This is a genomic window from Terrabacter sp. NPDC080008 (assembly GCF_040702505.1).
Lineage (GTDB): Bacteria > Actinomycetota > Actinomycetes > Actinomycetales > Dermatophilaceae > Terrabacter.
On the sequence record NZ_JBFBLC010000004.1, the window covers coordinates 65,947 to 82,507 of the forward strand.

The window sequence follows — 16,561 nt, forward strand, 5'->3', positions numbered from 1 at the left end:
GTGCGCCGGCGCGGGGGCGGCCGGGCCTTTCTCAGGTGCGGTGCAGGTAGGTCTGGCGCCGCACCCGCGACACCGCCCAGGCGAGCACCGCGTAGACGAGCCAGCTCACCACCGACAGCCCGGTGTAGCTGCCGCTCTTGGTCAGGACCACCACGAGCGAGCCGAGCACGACCACGGTGAGGGCGGGGACGGCATACCAGAGCGCCACCGTCTGGGGCCGCAGCACGAAGGTCGGGGAGCCGCGGAAGGCCGCGAGCACATTGGTCGACACGAGCAGCACGAGCACGAGCCACAGCGACAGCGGGGCGCTCACCGGCAGCGAGCCGAGCGCGGCTGAGACGCCGACCCAGAAGCCGAGCACGATCGCCGTCAGCACGGTCGGCACGGTGATGTGCGCGACCGCCTCGGTGACCTCCCCGGTGCCGAGCAGCGAGGGCGTGCCGACGTTGTCGGCCTGCAGCCGCAGGCCCTCGGCCCACGCGCCGAAGCCGAGGTAGAGCGGCAGCAGCCCGATCGTCGCGGCGATGCTCGGCGCCGCGGGCTGCGTGAAGGCCCACGTGACGATCGCCCCACCGAGGAGGCTTAGCCCCAGGCCCGAGAGGAAGGCGCCGGGAGTGCGGCGCAGCCCGAGGAGGTCACGGCGCACGAGGACGAGGAAGGGGTGCCCCGCGCGCAGTCGGGCGGAGCGGCCGTGCCGGACCGGCCGCGTCAGGGCAAGGCGGGCGGTGCGCAGGTTGCCGGTCAGCGCCGACCCCGCCATCGTCGACGTGTTGGCCGAGTGGGTCCGCAGGGACTCGGAGTGCAGCTCGCGCAGCGCGTCGCGCACCCGCCACAGCAGGCTGAGCCCGCGGTCGGGGCCGGGCCACGACCGCACCTGCGACCACAGCCACAGCCGGGTCGCGAGCACCCCGAGCGCCGCCCCGGCGAGGGTCGTCACGACGACGGTCCCGATGCCGCTGAGGTGCGCGAACGCCAGGCCGCCACCGATGGTGAGACCGCTCAGGGCGCCGACGAACAGCCCGCCGATCGCCGCATAGCGCCACCAGCGCCGCAGGGCGACGGCCCGGTCGATCGGGGCCGGTAGCACGAGGTCGATCCACGGCATGGGCGGCACCACGGGCCCGCGGAAGCGCCCCGCGAACACGACGGCGCCGAGGAGGGCGGCCACGGACACGACGAGCAGGGCGACCGCGACCGGCGAGCTCAGCTGCCGCCCGAGCGAGCCGGGGTCCGACGTGCGGAAGACCGCCTGGACGATCGGCAGGCCGTAGACGAGGGCGCCGAGGAAGAGGACGTAGCCGGCATACAGCCCCTGCCGCCTGGCCTTGCGCGCGGCCTCGCCGCCGATGACCCAGTCGGCCTGGCCGAGCAGGTCGTGGTCGTCGTAGTCGATCTCACCCAGCGGCGCGTCGTCGTGGCCGGTGTCGTCGCCCGTGTCGTATGCCGGCTCGTCGGCCGGGTGCTCGCGGCTGCTCATCGGGGTGTCCGGGTCTCGGTGAGCTCGCACGTCAGCGGGCCGGGGCCACGTCGACGACGTGAGTGGCGAGCGTCGCCGTCAGCTCGGGGTCGTGACAGGCCATCACGACGGTGGCACCGGCCTCGGTGCGCTCGCGGATCAGCTGGCCGACGACCTGCCGCTTGGCAGTGTCGAGCCGCTGCTCCGGCTCGTCGAGGAGCACGACGCTGGCGGGCCGCGAGAAGGTCAGCGCCAGGCGGAAGAGCTGCTCCTGGCCGGAGCTCAGCTCGTGCGGGAACCGGTCGTCGAGGTGCGCGATGCCCAGGCGGTCCAGCAGGGCCAGGCCCCGCTCGTCGGACGTGGCGGGCGCGCCGCCCCACGTCGAGTCGATGAGGACGAGGTGGTCGATGAGCGTGAGGTCGCGGTAGGTCGTCGGGGCGCCGAGCAGGGCGGCGACGGCGGCTCGGACGGCGCGGTCGCGCTCGTCGGCCTCGCGCCCGCCGATGGTCGCGGTGCCGGTCGAGGGAGCGAGCAGGCCCCCGATGATCCGCAGGAGGGTCGTCTTGCCCGAGCCGTTGGGTCCTCGGAGGACGACGCACTCGCCCGGATCGGCGCTGACGTCGGTCGGCAGCAGCAGGGTGGTCTCGTCGATCGTCTTGCCGACGCCCTGAGCCCGCACCTCGCCGGCCAGCACCGCGACCGCACCCATCTGCTCTTCCCTTCATCGGTCTGCACGGCGCCAGCAGGAGTCCACCGGGCGACCACCCGTCGAGGACACCGTATGCCGTCCGGCTCCGAGCGCGCTGAGCGAGCCGTCCCGCCCCCTCGACGTGGTGACGCAAAGTGCCCACTCGACGTGGTGACGCAAAGTGCCCACTCGACGTACGTCGAGTGGGCACTTTGCTGCAGGTGTCCACAGCGCGTCGAACCGCAACGTCGAGTGGGCACTTTGCGACGGCCGCGGCCGGCGCTCAGCCCTGCTTGCCGACGGGTGGGCCGACGAGGAGAGCGACACCGGTGAGGGCGAGCACGGCGACGACCCCGACGCCGACTGCCACCGCGGGCTTGGCGAGGAGGGCTGCGACGAGGCGCTCGGCGGGGTTGGTCGGGGTCTCGCCGTCGCGGCCGAGGCGCCAGCGGCCGTCGAGGCGACCGCGCCGCTCGAGGCGCCGCTCCCACCACACGGTGAGGAAGGGAGGCACGGCGCTCAGCAGGCCGAGCAGCCCCTCACGCGCGGTCCAGCGCTGGTTGACCCAGAGCAGCACCGTGACCAGGCAGAAGGCGATGAAGACGACGCCGTGCGCCATGCCGAAGACCTTGACGCCGAGATCGGTCGTCTTGGTGACGTACTTGAGGACCATCCCCAGCAGGAGCAGCGCCCACGTCACCACCTCCGCGGCGGCGATGCGGCGGTACAGGGTGCGAGGGCTCATGCGGCGTCTCCTACGTCGTGTCGTACTTGGCTGCCACAGTCTCACCCAGACCTCGACGCAGCGCCCAATCGGGTCATCCCTCCCGGCGGGCGAGGGTCAGCGCGAAGTCGCCCTCGGCGTCGGTCCAGGTGCGTTCGACACCGAAGCCCGCAGCAGCCAGCTCGTCGCGAAGCCGTTCGGGTCGGAACTTCGTCGAGATCTCGACCCGGATCTCCTCGCCGTGCGTGAGGTCGATGACCAGGTCGGCGCCCGGGATGGTCACCCGGTGCGGCATGTCCGCTCGCAGGCGCAGGTCCATCCGCTCCTGCCGAGGGTCCCAGAACGGGACGTAGGAGAACGCCTCGACGTCGAAGTCGGCGCCGAGCTCGCGGTTGAGCACGTGGAGGCAGTTGGCCACGAACTTCGCCGTGACGCCCTGGCTGTCGTCGTAGGCCGCGATGAGCCGGTCGGTGCTCTTGACGAGGTCGGTGCCGAGCAGGAACCAGTCACCGGGCTCGAGGCTGTCGCGCAGGGCTCCGAGGAAGGCGGCGCGTTCCTCGACGTAGAAGTTGCCGATGGTCCCGCCCAGGAAGGCCACCAGGCGTCGGCCCCCGCGCGGCAGGTGGCCGAGGTGCAGGGTGAAGTCGCCGACGAGCGCCTCGACCCGCATGGAGGGGTAGCGCTCGGAGAGCATCGTGGCGGCGTCGCGCAGGGTCTGCTCCGACACGTCGACGGGCACGAAGCACTCGAGGTTGCCGGCAGTGGCGAAGGCGTCGAGCAGCGTGCGCGTCTTGTCGCTCGTGCCGCTGCCGAGCTCGACGACGGTCGTCGCGTCGCAGGCGGCGACGATGTCGGCGGCGTGGTCGCGCAGGATGGCCCGCTCGCACTCGGTCGGGTAGTACTCGGGCAGCCGGGTGATCTCGTCGAAGAGGTCGGAGCCGGCGTGGTCGTAGAGCCACTTCGGCGGCAGGGTCCGCGGCTGCGAACCGAGCCCCCGGCGTACGTCGTCGACGAGCGCCCCGGAAGCCCAGTCGGGGTCGAGGGCGACGGTGACGACGGGCTCGCGGGCGGTCACGAGCGGGCACCTCCGTCCGCGAGGCGCACGCCGGACAGGGCCCATCGCGAGCCCGGCGGGAAGAAGTTGCGGTAGCTGAGCCGCGCATGGCCCGGCGGGGTGAGCGCGCAGCCGCCGCGCAGCACCATCTGGCCCGACATGAACTTGCCGTTGTACTCGCCGATGGCCCCGGCCGGTGGGTGGTAGCCCGGGTAGGCGAGGTAGGCCGAGCTCGTCCACTCCCAGCAGTCGCCGTAGACCTGGCGCAGGTGCCCGGTCGGCGGTCCGGCCGGGCGCGGGTGGAAGGTCTCCGTGTCGGCGAGGTTGCTACGCGCCGCGGAGGCGTCGGCCTGGCCGTCTGCGACGACCGCGTGCTCCCACTCGCCCTCGGTGGGCAGCCGTTTGCCGGCCCACGTGGCGTAGGCGTCGGCCTCGTAGTGGCTGACATGGCTCACCGGAAGGCCGGGGTCGACCGGGCGGGTGCCGCTGAGCGTGTGCTCGAACCAGACGCCGTCGACCTCGGTCCAGTAGAAGGGGGCGCGCCACCCCTCCGACCGGACCCTGCCCCACCCGTCGGAGAGCCAGAGCTCGTGGCGCTCGTAGCCGCGGTCGGCCATGAACTCGAGCCACTCGCCGTTGGTGACGAGCCGGTCGGCCAGGCGGTAGGGCTCGAGCCACTGCTGGTGCAGCGGCAGCTCGTTGTCGAAGCCGAAGCCACCGCCGCGGTGACCGACCTCGACGAGCCCGCCCTCGACCTCGACCCAACCCAACGGGTCGGGAACGGACGGCGCGAGGGGCGTGCCGGCATACGTCGGCTGAAGGGGGTTGACCGACAGCACGTGCTTGATGTCCATGAGCAATAGCTCCTGGTGCTGCTGCTCGTGGTGGAAGCCGAGCTCTATGACCGGCGCGAGCTTCTCGAGCGAGCCGCCGTCGAGCGTCGTGACGAGCTCACGCATGCGGGCGTCGACGTCGGTGCGGTAGAGGCCGACGTCGTGGGCGCCCGGGCGGGTGATGAAGCCGCGCTCGGCCCGTGCATAGCGTGGACCGACCCCTTCGTAGTAGCTGTTGAAGAGGAACCAGTACTGGTCCTGGTAGGGCCTGAAGCCCGGTTCGTGCTCGGCCAGCACGAACGTCTCGAAGAACCACGTCACGTGTGCGCGGTGCCACTTCGTCGGGGAGACGTCGGGCATCGACTGGACGGTCTGGTCCTCGGGTGACAGGGGAGAGGCGAGCGTCTCGGTGTGGGCGCGCACCTCGTCGTAGCGGGCGACGATCGTGTCGGCGTCGCGCATCGGGTCGGGCTTCGGGTCGGGCATCGTTGACCTCCTCCGTCCGGTGGCCGCACGAGGTGCGGCGCTGACCGGTCGTTCGACCCTAGGCGCAGGTGCCGACAGCCGCGCGCCCAAGCTTCCGACCTTCGACAGGAGTTCACGCGGACGCCACTGCGAGGACCGGCGGGAAGGGGTCTCGGTCGTCGTTCCCGGCGTCGGTGGGGGCGGTTAGGGTTTCGGACATGGCCACCGCCCTGTACCGCCGCTACCGGCCCGAGAGCTTCGCCGACGTGATCGGCCAGGAGCACGTGACGGAGCCGCTGATGCAGGCGCTGCGCACCGGTCGGGTCAACCACGCCTACCTCTTCAGCGGTCCGCGCGGCTGCGGCAAGACCACGAGTGCACGCATCCTGGCGCGCTGCCTCAACTGCGAGCAGGGCCCGACCCCCACGCCCTGCGGCACGTGCGACTCGTGCGTGGCGCTCGCGCGCGGCGGGTCCGGCTCGGTCGACGTCATCGAGATCGACGCGGCCAGCCACGGTGGTGTCGACGACGCGCGTGACCTGCGCGAGCGGGCGAGCTACGGCCCCGCGCAGAGCCGCTTCAAGATCTACATCATCGACGAGGCGCACATGGTGACGCCGCAGGGCTTCAACGCGCTGCTCAAGATCGTCGAGGAGCCGCCCGAGCACGTGAAGTTCGTCTTCGCGACCACCGAGCCCGAGAAGGTCATCGGCACGATCCGCTCGCGCACCCACCACTACCCGTTCCGGCTCGTCCCGCCGGCCAAGCTGACCGCCTACATGGAGCGGCTGCTCGAGCAGGAGCACGTGCCGGTGCAGCCGGGCGTGCTCAGCTTCGTGACCCGCGCGGGCGGCGGCTCGGTGCGTGACTCCCTGTCGGTGCTCGACCAGCTCATCGCCGGCTCGGGTCCCGAGGGCCTGACCTACGACGGCGCCGTGTCGCTGCTCGGCTTCACCGACGGCGAGCTGCTCGACAGCACGGTCGACGCGCTGGCCGCCGGCGACGGCGCCGCGACGTTCCGCCAGATCGACAAGGTCATCGAGTCCGGCCACGACCCGCGCCGCTTCGTCGAGGACCTCCTCGAACGCCTCCGCGACCTGATCATCGTCGCCGCCGTGCAGGAGGGCGCCGGGCAGGTGCTGCGCGGCGTCCCCGAGGACCAGCTCGAGCGGATGCGGGTCCAGCAGGCGGCCTTCGGTCCGGGAGCCCTCTCCCGCGCCGCCGACATCGTCAACACCGGCCTCACCGAGATGACCGGCGCCACGGCGCCGCGGCTGCAGCTCGAGCTGATCTGCGCCCGCATCCTCCTGCCGACCGCCTCCGGCGAGCAGGGGTATGCCGCCCGCCTCGACCGTCTCGAGCGGCGCCTCGACGTCGGTGGAGTCCCCAGCGCCGCAGGCGGGGCTGCTGGAGGCCACGGCGGACCCGGGTCCCCGGCGCCGCACGCGCCCTCCGCTCCGCAGCCCGTGGCGGCCCCTCCCCGCACGGTCTCCGACTACACGCCACCCGCGAGCGGTGTCGGCGGCTCGAGCGGCGCGTCCCACGCGGCCGGGGGCATGGGTGGTGGCGGCCGCAGCACGGGCGTCGTGAGCCCGACATGGTCGGCTCCCGGTACGGGGCCGGGCGACGCCGGCCGCGTCGACGCGGCGCGAGCGGAGGTGGGTGCCCCTCCGGTCATGACCCCGGCGGAGTCGGTCGGCGGCCCGTCGGCCGTGGACACCCCGCACGCGCCCGGCGAGCACCTGACCGGAGCGAGTGCGTCGGGCGGCGGCCACGCCGGCGAGCCCGGCAGCGGTCATCGCGGCGACGCCGGCGGCGGTGCGGCTGCACAGGAGAGTGGGGCCGGTGGCGTCCCGTCGACCGGTGCATCCGGCGGTCCCGCTGGTGGCATGGACACCGACGCCATCCGGCGGGCCTGGCCCAACGTGCTCGGTCGGATCTTCACGATGCGCCGCATCACGTGGACCTTCGTGTCGCAGAACGCGCAGGTCACCGCCTTCGACGGCAAGAAGCTGACGCTCGGCATCGCGACGGCCGGGCTCACCCAGACCTTCCGGGCCGGCAACCACGCCGACATCGTGCGTCAGGCGCTGATCGACGAGCTCGGCGTCGACGCCGTCGTCGACGGCGTGCACATCGACACGGTGGCGCAGCAGGCTCCGGTGGCGCCACCCGCGGGCGTGGTCCCGCCCGGACCGCCCGACCCGCCGAGCAAGGGCGAGCCCGCCGGCGGCCCCGGCGAGGCGCCCCAGGGTGACCCCCGCTCGTCGGGCCAGAGCGCTGACGGCTCGCCGGGCCGTGCTTCATGGGGTGATGCCGGCGCGGGGCATGAGTCCGCCGGCCCCGGCGGCTTCGTGCCCGTAGGGGTCGGCGGCTCCGGCGGCGGCGCTCCCGGCGGTGCGCCCGGCCACGAAGGTCAGCAGGGCTCCGGCACGCAGGCCGGCCCGTCCCGCGGTGCGACCGCCCTCGCCGACGCCGGGCTGAGCCCGGTGGCGAGCCGGTCCATGGAGAGCAACGCCGGCTGGGGTGCGCCCACCGGACCTGCGCCCGACTGGGCCACCGCCCCCGCCCCGGCGGCGGGATCCTCGGCAGGCCCGGCTCCGACGGCGGGAGCCCCGGCCGGCGACGACACCGGGCAGGGCACCGGCGAGCGGCCGACGTCGTCCGCGGTCCGCGGAGCCAGTGCCGTGCGGCAGTCGTTCGCCGAGGCGCGCTCCCGTGCGGCTGGGTCACGTTCGGGCGAGGACGAGCAGCCACGCGAGCCGCTCACGGACGACTCGGCCGTGAGCCACGACGACGAGGTCATCGAGCAGTCAAACGACGTCGGTCGCGCCGTCATCGAGAAGGTCCTCGGTGGTCGCGTCGTGCAGGAGCTCAACGAGTGAGGGCCTGAGCCAGCCGTTCGACCACGCGGCACCGCGCGCCGGGAGTAGCCTTTGGCCCGTGACCTTCGAGGTTGCAGCGAGCGCCTACGACCGCTTCATGGGCCGCTACTCGCGCCCGCTCGCGCGCCGATTCGCCGACTGGTCCGGGGTGGCAGCCCCGGGGCGGGCGCTCGACGTCGGCTGCGGCCCGGGCGCCCTCACCGAGGTCCTGGTCGACCGCCTGGGCGTCGAGAACGTGGCGGCGGTCGACCCGTCGCAGTCCTTCGTCGCGGCGCTCCGGCAGGACCGCCCCGGCCTCGATGTCCGAGCCGGTGTCGCCGAGCAGCTGCCCTACGCCGACGACCTCTTCGACCACGTGCTGGCGCAGCTCGTCGTCCACTTCATGTCCGACCCGGTGGCCGGCCTGCGCGAGATGGGCCGGGTCACCCGGCCCGGCGGGACGGTGTCGGCGTGCACGTGGAACCTCGCCGGCGACGACAGCCCCCTGTCGCTCTTCTGGCAGGCAGCGCGCGAGCTGGACCCGCAGGTCGAGGACGAGTCCGGCGTCCCGGGTGCCCGTGAGGGAGAGCTGGCGCAGATGTTCGACCGGGCCGGCCTGAGCCGGATCGAGCCGTCGGCCCTGACGGTCTCCGTGCGCCACGAGAGCTTCGAGCAGTGGTGGGCCCCCTACACGCTCGGGGTCGGCCCGCCGGGCGCCTACGTCAACACGCTCGACGACGACGCCCGCAGCCGTCTTCGCGAGCGCTGCCGCGAGCTGGTGCCCGAGGTGCCCTTCGACCTCAAGGTCACCGCTTGGGCCGTGCGCGCCCGCGCCTGAGCCGAGGTCACCGGCACCCCGGCGGAGGGGAAGACGAGAGCCGGCGGGACGGCATACGGCCTCGGCACGGCATACCAAGAAGTGGACACCCAGGGGTCGCACGGTTGGTCGCGCGCGGTGCGGGACGGACCCGGCCCTAGGCTGTCGCCCATGTTCTACAGCCTCGGGCGCAACCTGCTGTACCCGCTGTCCCATGCGCTGTACCGCCCGACGATCGAGGGCAAGGAGAACATCCCGCGCGAGGGCGGGGTCATCGTCGCGAGCAACCACCGGTCGTTCATCGACTCCTTCGCCATCCCGCTCGCGGCCCCTCGCCAGGTGCGCTTCCTCGCCAAGGAGGAGTACTGGCACGGCCCCGGGATCGGCGGCTTCCTGCGCAAGGGCTTCTTCAGCGCGGTCGGGATGGTGCCCGTCAACCGACACTCGCCGACGGCTGCGCAGGAGAGCCTCGACGCCGCGCTCGAGGTGCTCAAGAACGGTGACGCCTTCGGGATCTACCCCGAGGGCACCCGCTCGCGCGACGGCCGCCTCTACCGCGGCCGTACCGGCGTGGCCTGGCTCGCGCTGACGGCCCAGGTGCCGATAGTCCCGGTCGGGCTGATCGGGACCGAGGACATCCAGCCGGTCGGCGCGCGCTTCCCGCGCCTGGCGAAGGTGACGGTGCGCTTCGGCGAGCCCATCCGCGTCGAGGAGTACGCCGGTATGCCGGCCGGGAAGGCGCGCCGCCAGCTGACCGACCGCGTCATGGACGCGATCGCGGAGCTGAGCGGGCAGGAGCGCGTCGACGCCTACAACGAGGTGCCCGGCGGGGCTCCGCCCGCCTGAGCGCGACCACGCGCTCGACCCGTCGGCCGGGTGGGTGGAGTCGGTCGAGTCGGGCGAAAAGCCGCAAATCGCTGCGGGGCAGCCCGCCACGGCTGTTGCACGCCTTCAGGGCCGTGGCCAGCGCGGTGGGGCCGCTCGTGTGCCACTCGGGGAGGCCCCGCGTTCTCCGGCAAGGCGTCACTGGGCTCGTACTTCCACCAGTACTGAGCCACCGGCGCGGATTCGCCCCCCGGCAGCGGGGGACCCAAAACTGCGATCTCGTTGCAGATGCGACCCAGTCGCATCTAGCGTGGGTCCGTGACCCTGACGACCGCCCGCCCACGGGACCGCGCCGACCACCCCGGCTCCCGACGGCGCCTGAGCCGCGACGAGCGGCGCCGCCTGACCGGCATGGGCGCCTTCGTGCTGCTGCTCCACGTCGTGGGCTGGGGGCTGCTCGTCGGGGTCGTCGCGCCGCAGGAGTACCGCGTGGCGGGCCAGCTCTTCGGCGTGGGACTCGGCGTCACGGCATACACCCTCGGGATGCGGCACGCCTTCGACGCCGACCACATCGCCGCGATCGACAACACGACCCGCAAGCTGATGGGCGAGGGGCAGCGCCCGCTCAGCGTCGGCTTCTGGTTCAGCCTGGGCCACTCGTCGGTCGTCTTCGCCATGGTCACGCTCCTGGCCCTGGGCGTCCGCGCCCTCGCGGGTGCCCTGCAGGACGACGGCTCGACGCTGCAGCAGGTGGCGCACGTCTGGGGCACCTCCGTCTCCGGACTCTTCCTGGTGCTCATCGGCCTGCTCAACCTCGCGGCGCTCATCGGCATCCTGCGCGTCGCCCGCCGGATGCGCGTCGGCGACCTCGACGAGGCCGAGCTCGAGCGGCAGCTGGAGCGGCGTGGCTTCCTGACCCGGATCCTCGCCCGGGTGACGCGCGCCGTCACCAAGCCGTGGCACATGTATCCCGTCGGGGTCCTCTTCGGCTTCGGCTTCGACACGGTCACCGAGGTGGGCCTGCTCGTCGTCGCCGGTGGCGCCGCCGCCGCCAACCTGCCCTGGTACGCCGTCCTGACCCTTCCCGTGCTCTTCGCCGCGGGCATGTCGCTGCTCGACACCATCGACGGCGCCTTCATGAGCGTCGCCTACGGCTGGGCGTTCAGCCGGCCGGTGCGCAAGATCTACTACAACGCCACCGTCACGGCGCTGTCGGTCGCGGTTGCCCTCGGCATCGGCGGCATCGAGCTCGTCTCGGTGCTGGCCGAGCGCCTCGACATCACCTCCGGGCCGCTCGCGTGGGTCGGTGCCATCGACCTCGGCGACGTCGGCTTCTGGGTGGTCGGGCTCTTCGTCGTCACCTGGGCGTTGGCCCTGGCGATCTGGCGCTTCGGCCGCATCGAGGATCGGTGGGGCACGCAGCTTGCCGACTGACCCGAGCGTGCCGGTGGACGCCGCCGCTGGGGCTTAGGGTTGCGGTGTGTACGAAGGCGCGGTCCAGGACCTGATCGACGAGCTCGGACGACTCCCCGGGGTCGGTCCCAAGAGCGCCCAGCGCATCGCCTTCCACCTGCTGCAGGCCGACTCCGAGGACGTCACCCGGCTGGTCACCGCCCTGACCGAGGTCAAGGCCCGGGTGCGCTTCTGCGAGGAGTGCGGCAACGTCGCGGAGGCCGACAAGTGCCGCATCTGCGCCGACCCGCGCCGTGACCACACCGCGATCTGCGTCGTCGAGGAGCCCAAGGACGTCGTCGCCATCGAGCGCACCCGCGAGTTCCGCGGCACCTACCACGTGCTCGGCGGCGCGATCAGCCCGATCGACGGCATCGGCCCCGACGACCTGCGGGTGCGCGAGCTGATGACCCGCCTCGCGTCCGGCGAGGTCAAGGAGGTCATCATCGCGACCGACCCGAACCTCGAGGGGGAGGCGACCGCCACCTACCTGAGCCGGCTGCTGCGCGACGTGGGCCTCACCGTCACCCGCCTCGCCTCCGGCCTGCCCGTCGGCGGTGACCTAGAGTACGCCGACGAGGTCACCCTGGGGCGCGCCTTCGAGGGCCGCCGCCGCGTCGACGCCTGACGCAGTGGGGCGGGGCGCGCTCGCGAGTGGGGCACAGGAGGGCACGTCCCCGACGGGCCGGGCCACACGGCATACGGCATGCTGGGAGTCATGACTGACGAACCGCTGACCGAGAGCCACGCCAGCGAGGTCGCCGACCTGTCGGGCCTCGCCGACCTCACGGCGGCGGAGGCCAGCGCCTTCCTCACCTCGCTGTCGGAGGTGGCCTCGGGCAGCGCGCCCGAGACAGCACTGCCCCTGCTGACCCTCGCACTGTCGCAGGTGCTCGTCGGCGGCGCCCGGCTCGGTGCGGTCCAGGACGTCGTGCCGGAGGAGCGCTTCGAGCCCGACGCGGGGGAGGACGACGCCGACCCGCTGCGGACCGGCCTGGCCAACCTCTTCACCGGCATCGACGAGTACGTCTACGTCATCGACCCGATCACCTCGTCCGAGCGCGCCGACGGCTCGATCACCAACGACCTCGTCGACGTGGCCGTCGCGCTGAGCCACGGGCTCAAGCACTACGCGGCCGGTCGCAAGCTCGAGGCGCTGTGGTGGTGGCAGTTCAGCTACCTGTCCGAGTGGGGCGACCGCGCCATGATGGCGATGCGGGCGCTGCACTCGATCCTCGCGCACCTGCGCCTGGACGCCGACGCCGAGACGGTCGGCGAGGCCGAGTTCGACGCCCTCCACCCCTGACGCGGCGGTGGCGCCTCCCCGGCAGACCCGCACACACCCGCAGATCTTGCGGTGTCCCGGGCCCGGCGCAGCACGTCTCACCATGATGACCGGTCGCAGGCCGGACGCCCCCTCGTGCCTAGACTCGGAGGGCCCTGTCAGCGAGCAGATCCGGAGCAGCGAGTGAGCATCGTCGTCCAGAAGTACGGCGGTTCGTCCGTGTCCGACGCCGAGGCCATCAAGCGCGTGGCCCGGCGCATCGTCGAGACGCAGCGGGCGGGGCACTCCGTCTGCGTCGTCGTCTCGGCGATGGGCGACACGACCGACGAGCTGATGGACCTCGCCGAGCAGGTCACCCCGGCCCCGCCGGCGCGCGAGCTCGACATGCTGCTCACCTCGGGCGAGCGGATCTCGATGGCGCTCGTCGCGATGGCCATCGCCCAGCTCGGCGCGGAGGCGCGGTCGTTCACCGGCAGCCAGGCCGGCGTCATCACCGACGACGCCCACGGCGCGGCCCGCATCATCGACGTGACACCCGGCCGCATCCAGAGCGCCCTCGAGGCGGGGCACATCGCCATCGTCGCTGGCTTCCAGGGCGTGAGCCAGACGACGAAGGACATCACGACCCTCGGCCGCGGCGGCTCCGACACGACCGCGGTGGCCCTCGCCGCAGCGCTCGAGGCAGACGTCTGCGAGATCTACACCGACGTCGACGGCGTCTTCACCGCCGACCCGCGCATCCTGCCCAGCGCCCGCAAGCTCGACGTGCTGTCGATGGAGGAGATGCTCGACCTCGCCGCCAACGGCAGCAAGATCCTGCACCTGCGCTGCGTCGAGTACGCCCGCCGCTACGGCATCCCCATCCACGTGCGCTCGTCCTGGTCCCAGAAGGCGGGCACGTGGATCAAGGACAACCCCTACGAAGGAGAAGGCGCTGTGGAAGCACCGATCATCGCCGGCATCGCCCACGACCGCAGCGAGGCCAAGATCACCATCGTCGGGGTGCCCGACCGGGTCGGCATCGCGGCGAAGATCTTCGGCGCCATCGCCGAGTCCGGCATCAACATCGACATGATCGTGCAGAACGTGTCGGCCGCCGAGACGGCCAAGACCGACATCTCCTTCACCCTGCCGCAGGCCGACGGCGCGCGCGGCATCCAGGTGCTGCAGTCGATCAAGCACGAGGTCGAGTACGCCGACCTGCGCCTCGACGACAAGATCGGCAAGATCGCGCTGGTCGGCGCCGGCATGAAGAGCCACCCGGGCGTGTCCGCGAAGTTCTTCGGCGCGCTCGCCGAGGCCGGCATCAACATCGAGATGATCTCGACCTCCGAGATCCGCGTCTCGGCGGTGACGCGAGCCGAGCAGCTCGACGACGCGGTGCGTGCGGTGCACACGGCGTTCGGGCTCGACTCGGCTGACGAGGCGATCGTCTACGGCGGCACCGGCCGCTGAACGCGCCGAAGCGCGGCCGCCGGGCTAGTTTCGGCAGGTATGAGACTGCTGACGCGATCCGTCCTGCTTGCTGCCGCCACCACCGCGCTCGTCGTCGGCACCACGAGTGCGTATGCCGTGTCGCCCGGCACCGTGGGACGTGACGCCCCCGCTCGGGCCGGCGTGACGGCATACGGCTGGTCGGTCACGCCGACGGGGACGACCGAGCGCTTTCGTGGCCTCGCCCCGGTCTCGCGCGACGTGGCGTGGGTGAGCGGCACGAACGGCACGGTGCTGCGCACGACCGACGGCGGCCGCTCGTGGGCCGACGTGAGCCCGCAAGGACTCGGCACGGACGCGCTGCAGTTCCGCGACATCGAGGCGTTCGACGCGCGGCACGCCGTGGTGCTGTCGATCGGCGAGGGCGGTGACTCGCGCATCCTCGTCACCGACGACGGCGGCTCCAGCTGGACCGAGTCGTTCCGCAACGACGACCCGGCCGCGTTCTACGACTGCATGGCCTTCAGCTCGCCGCGCCACGGGCTCGCGATGAGCGACCCGGTGGACGGGAGGTTCCGCCTCGTGAGCACCTCCGACGGCGGCCGCTCGTGGTCGCTGGTCGACCCGGCCGGCATGCCCGCGGCGCAGGCCGGTGAGTTCGCCTTCGCCGCGTCCGGCACCTGCCTCTCGGCCGGCGTCGGTGGGCGGACCTACCTCGTGAGCGGTGGCGTCGACCCCGCTCGCGTCTTCACCTCCACCGACCACGGACGCACGTGGACGGTGGCGCCCAGCCCGGTGGCGGGCGGCGAGTCGGCCGGCATCTTCTCGGTGAGCTTCCGTGACGCCCGACGTGGCGTCGTCGTCGGTGGCGACTTCGCGTCCCCGACCGGCGCCGACGACAACGCAGCCTGGACGGACGACGGCGGCAGGACCTGGACCAAGTCGACGACCAACCCGTCGGGCTACCGGTCCGGCTCCGCGTGGGTGCCGCGCACGGCGCGCACGGTGCTCGCGGTGGGTCCGTCCGGCTCCGACGTCTCGACCGACGGTGGCCGCTCGTGGTCGACCTTCGACACCGGCAGCTTCGACTCGGTCGGGTGCACCTCCGACGGCGCCTGCTGGGCCTCGGGTGAGCAGGGCAGGGTGGCCGTCCTCACCCGCTGACGACTGCTCCGTCGTGCCCACCTGTGCGTCTCTGATTCCGCGGGTTGCCCTCGCCGACGCGCGGGTATGGTCGGCCTATAGCCACATCCACCCACTCGGGGCGAGAGGCGATGAGACGTGACCCCTCACGAATCACATCTGCAGAGCGACGGATCGGTCTTCCCGCCGGTCACTCCGGACCCGCCGACGCCGCCGGGCCTGCCCGACATCGAGATCCCCGACATCGTCCCGGTCAGGTCGCCGGACGGTCCTGAGCGCCCGGCCGACACCCGCAAGTCGGAGGACTCGCCGGGGCCCACGGGCGACGGCGGCGAGGCCACCTCGGAGACCGACGCCCCGGACTGACCCTCGTGGCGTTCCGGCGTGCGGGCGCAGCAATGCAGCACACCGGCACGAACCGGGTATCTCTCACATGTGAGACTGCGCCGGAGCATCATCGACAAGCCGGGTATCCGACGGGTGCGCCGGGGGCGCGGCTTCGCCTACCTCGACCAGGACGGCCGAGCCATCGACCCCGAGGTGCGTGAGCGCGTCACCGCGCTCGTCATCCCGCCCGCGTGGAAGGACGTCTGGATCAGCCCGTACCCCAACGGGCACATCCAGGCGGTCGGGACCGACGACGCCGGACGGCGGCAGTACCTCTACCACGACCAGTGGCACGAGGCCCGGGCCCGCGAGAAGCACGACCGGGTGGTCGACCTGGCCAAGCAGCTGCCGGCCGCCCGCAAGCAGATCGCTGCCGACCTACGCACCAACGGCCTGACGAAGAAGCGCGTCACGGCCGCCGGCCTGCGGATGCTCGACGCCGGGCTCTTCCGCAGCGGCGGCGAGGAGTACGAGAGCGAGAACGGCTCGCACGGCGTCGCGACGCTACTGCGTTCGCACGTGAAGGTGAGCGGCGAGGAGGTGACGTTCGAGTTCCCCGCCAAGTCGGGGGTCTGGCGCGAGGCCGTCATGAACGACCAGCTCCTCGCCCGGATCATCCTCTCCCTCAAGCGAAGTGGCTACCCGGGGGAGCGGCTGCTCGCCTACCGCGACACGGACGGCTGGCACGAGCTGCGCTCGGGCGACCTTCGCATCGCCTTCAAGGAGCTCGTGGGGGAGCAGTACTCCGTCAAGGACCTGCGCACCTGGGCCGCGACCGTCACGGCGGCGGTCGCCCTGGCCCGCACCGGACCGGTCGCCACCGAGCGCGAGATCAAGCGCGCCGAGAAGGATGCCATGAAGGTCGTCTCCGAGCACCTCGGCAACACGCCGGCCGTCGCCCGCAGCTCCTACGTCGACCCGCGCGTGCTCGACGAGTTCGCCGTCGGCCGCACGATCGCCCGCAACATCTCCAAGCTGACGAAGGCCGACAAGGCCCGGCTGGAGCTCGGCGACATCGTGCAGATCCGTGACCGCGACGCCCTAGAGCGCGCCGTGATGCGCCTCGTCAAGGGCGCCGCCTGAGCGTCGTGGACGATCGCGTATGCCGTGGGCTCCTCTCCACGAGAGGGGGGC

At 72.5% G+C, this 16,561-nt stretch carries 15 protein-coding genes; 10 read left to right on the forward strand and 5 right to left on the reverse strand.

Going from position 1 to position 16,561, the window contains the following annotated elements; translation table 11 throughout:
- Window positions 1–31: 31 nt before the first annotated feature.
- The 5 genes from AB0316_RS12810 to egtB form a co-directional block, all read right to left on the reverse strand.
- The gene (locus AB0316_RS12810; protein WP_366273405.1) at window positions 32–1,477 is read right to left on the reverse strand and encodes a hypothetical protein; all 1,446 of its coding nucleotides are present in this window, start codon (window positions 1,475–1,477) and stop codon (window positions 32–34) included.
- Between the two features lie 31 nt (window positions 1,478–1,508).
- Window positions 1,509–2,165, reverse strand: a complete 657-nt coding sequence (locus AB0316_RS12815) for an ATP-binding cassette domain-containing protein (RefSeq protein ID WP_366273406.1) — start codon at window positions 2,163–2,165, stop codon at window positions 1,509–1,511.
- Between the two features lie 262 nt (window positions 2,166–2,427).
- Window positions 2,428–2,889, reverse strand: a complete 462-nt coding sequence (locus AB0316_RS12820) for a DUF3817 domain-containing protein (RefSeq protein ID WP_366273407.1) — start codon at window positions 2,887–2,889, stop codon at window positions 2,428–2,430.
- 73 nt (window positions 2,890–2,962) lie between these two features.
- Window positions 2,963–3,943: an L-histidine N(alpha)-methyltransferase gene (egtD, locus tag AB0316_RS12825; RefSeq protein ID WP_366273408.1), complete on the reverse strand. Its 981-nt coding sequence runs from the start codon at window positions 3,941–3,943 to the stop codon at window positions 2,963–2,965.
- On the reverse strand, window positions 3,940–5,241 hold the full coding sequence (egtB, locus tag AB0316_RS12830; protein WP_366273409.1) for an ergothioneine biosynthesis protein EgtB: 1,302 nt from the start codon (window positions 5,239–5,241) through the stop codon (window positions 3,940–3,942). The genes egtD and egtB overlap by 4 nt, the downstream gene beginning before the upstream one ends.
- 197 nt (window positions 5,242–5,438) lie before the next feature.
- Here egtB and AB0316_RS12835 point away from each other — a divergent pair, with 197 nt between their 5' ends.
- From AB0316_RS12835 to AB0316_RS12880, 10 genes are all read left to right on the forward strand, one after another.
- Window positions 5,439–8,105, forward strand: coding sequence for a DNA polymerase III subunit gamma and tau (locus AB0316_RS12835; protein ID WP_366273410.1), 2,667 nt, complete (start codon window positions 5,439–5,441; stop codon window positions 8,103–8,105).
- A gap of 58 nt (window positions 8,106–8,163) precedes the next feature.
- Window positions 8,164–8,922 (forward strand): methyltransferase domain-containing protein, encoded by a 759-nt coding sequence (locus AB0316_RS12840; protein ID WP_366273411.1) that lies wholly within the window; start codon window positions 8,164–8,166, stop codon window positions 8,920–8,922.
- 150 nt (window positions 8,923–9,072) lie between these two features.
- Window positions 9,073–9,747, forward strand: a complete 675-nt coding sequence (locus tag AB0316_RS12845) for a lysophospholipid acyltransferase family protein (protein ID WP_366273412.1) — start codon at window positions 9,073–9,075, stop codon at window positions 9,745–9,747.
- A gap of 297 nt (window positions 9,748–10,044) precedes the next feature.
- Entirely contained in the window at window positions 10,045–11,160 is a 1,116-nt protein-coding gene (locus AB0316_RS12850; RefSeq protein ID WP_366273413.1) for a HoxN/HupN/NixA family nickel/cobalt transporter, read from the forward strand.
- A gap of 46 nt (window positions 11,161–11,206) precedes the next feature.
- Complete coding sequence (recR, locus tag AB0316_RS12855; protein ID WP_366273414.1) at window positions 11,207–11,806, forward strand: recombination mediator RecR; 600 nt, start codon at window positions 11,207–11,209, stop codon at window positions 11,804–11,806.
- A 90-nt stretch (window positions 11,807–11,896) separates the two neighbouring features.
- The gene (locus tag AB0316_RS12860) at window positions 11,897–12,484 is read left to right on the forward strand and encodes a DUF5063 domain-containing protein (RefSeq protein ID WP_366273415.1); all 588 of its coding nucleotides are present in this window, start codon (window positions 11,897–11,899) and stop codon (window positions 12,482–12,484) included.
- A gap of 162 nt (window positions 12,485–12,646) precedes the next feature.
- Window positions 12,647–13,918, forward strand: coding sequence for an aspartate kinase (locus tag AB0316_RS12865; protein WP_366273416.1), 1,272 nt, complete (start codon window positions 12,647–12,649; stop codon window positions 13,916–13,918).
- Between the two features lie 39 nt (window positions 13,919–13,957).
- On the forward strand, window positions 13,958–15,061 hold the full coding sequence (locus tag AB0316_RS12870) for an oxidoreductase (RefSeq protein WP_366273417.1): 1,104 nt from the start codon (window positions 13,958–13,960) through the stop codon (window positions 15,059–15,061).
- 117 nt (window positions 15,062–15,178) lie between these two features.
- Complete coding sequence (locus AB0316_RS12875) at window positions 15,179–15,406, forward strand: hypothetical protein (RefSeq protein WP_366273418.1); 228 nt, start codon at window positions 15,179–15,181, stop codon at window positions 15,404–15,406.
- A 69-nt stretch (window positions 15,407–15,475) separates the two neighbouring features.
- Window positions 15,476–16,510: a DNA topoisomerase IB gene (locus AB0316_RS12880; protein WP_366273419.1), complete on the forward strand. Its 1,035-nt coding sequence runs from the start codon at window positions 15,476–15,478 to the stop codon at window positions 16,508–16,510.
- The last annotated feature ends 51 nt before the right edge of the window (window positions 16,511–16,561 follow it).

Coding starts and splice junctions, on each gene's coding strand:
- AB0316_RS12820 (WP_366273407.1), bottom strand. CDS start 2,889: ATGAGCCCTCGCACCCTGTACCGCCGCATCGCCGCCGCGGAGGTGGTG.
- AB0316_RS12835 (WP_366273410.1), top strand. CDS start 5,439: ATGGCCACCGCCCTGTACCGCCGCTACCGGCCCGAGAGCTTCGCCGAC.
- AB0316_RS12810 (WP_366273405.1), bottom strand. CDS start 1,477: ATGAGCAGCCGCGAGCACCCGGCCGACGAGCCGGCATACGACACGGGC.
- AB0316_RS12870 (WP_366273417.1), top strand. CDS start 13,958: ATGAGACTGCTGACGCGATCCGTCCTGCTTGCTGCCGCCACCACCGCG.
- AB0316_RS12845 (WP_366273412.1), top strand. CDS start 9,073: ATGTTCTACAGCCTCGGGCGCAACCTGCTGTACCCGCTGTCCCATGCG.
- AB0316_RS12860 (WP_366273415.1), top strand. CDS start 11,897: ATGACTGACGAACCGCTGACCGAGAGCCACGCCAGCGAGGTCGCCGAC.
- AB0316_RS12815 (WP_366273406.1), bottom strand. CDS start 2,165: ATGGGTGCGGTCGCGGTGCTGGCCGGCGAGGTGCGGGCTCAGGGCGTC.
- egtB (WP_366273409.1), bottom strand. CDS start 5,241: ATGCCCGACCCGAAGCCCGACCCGATGCGCGACGCCGACACGATCGTC.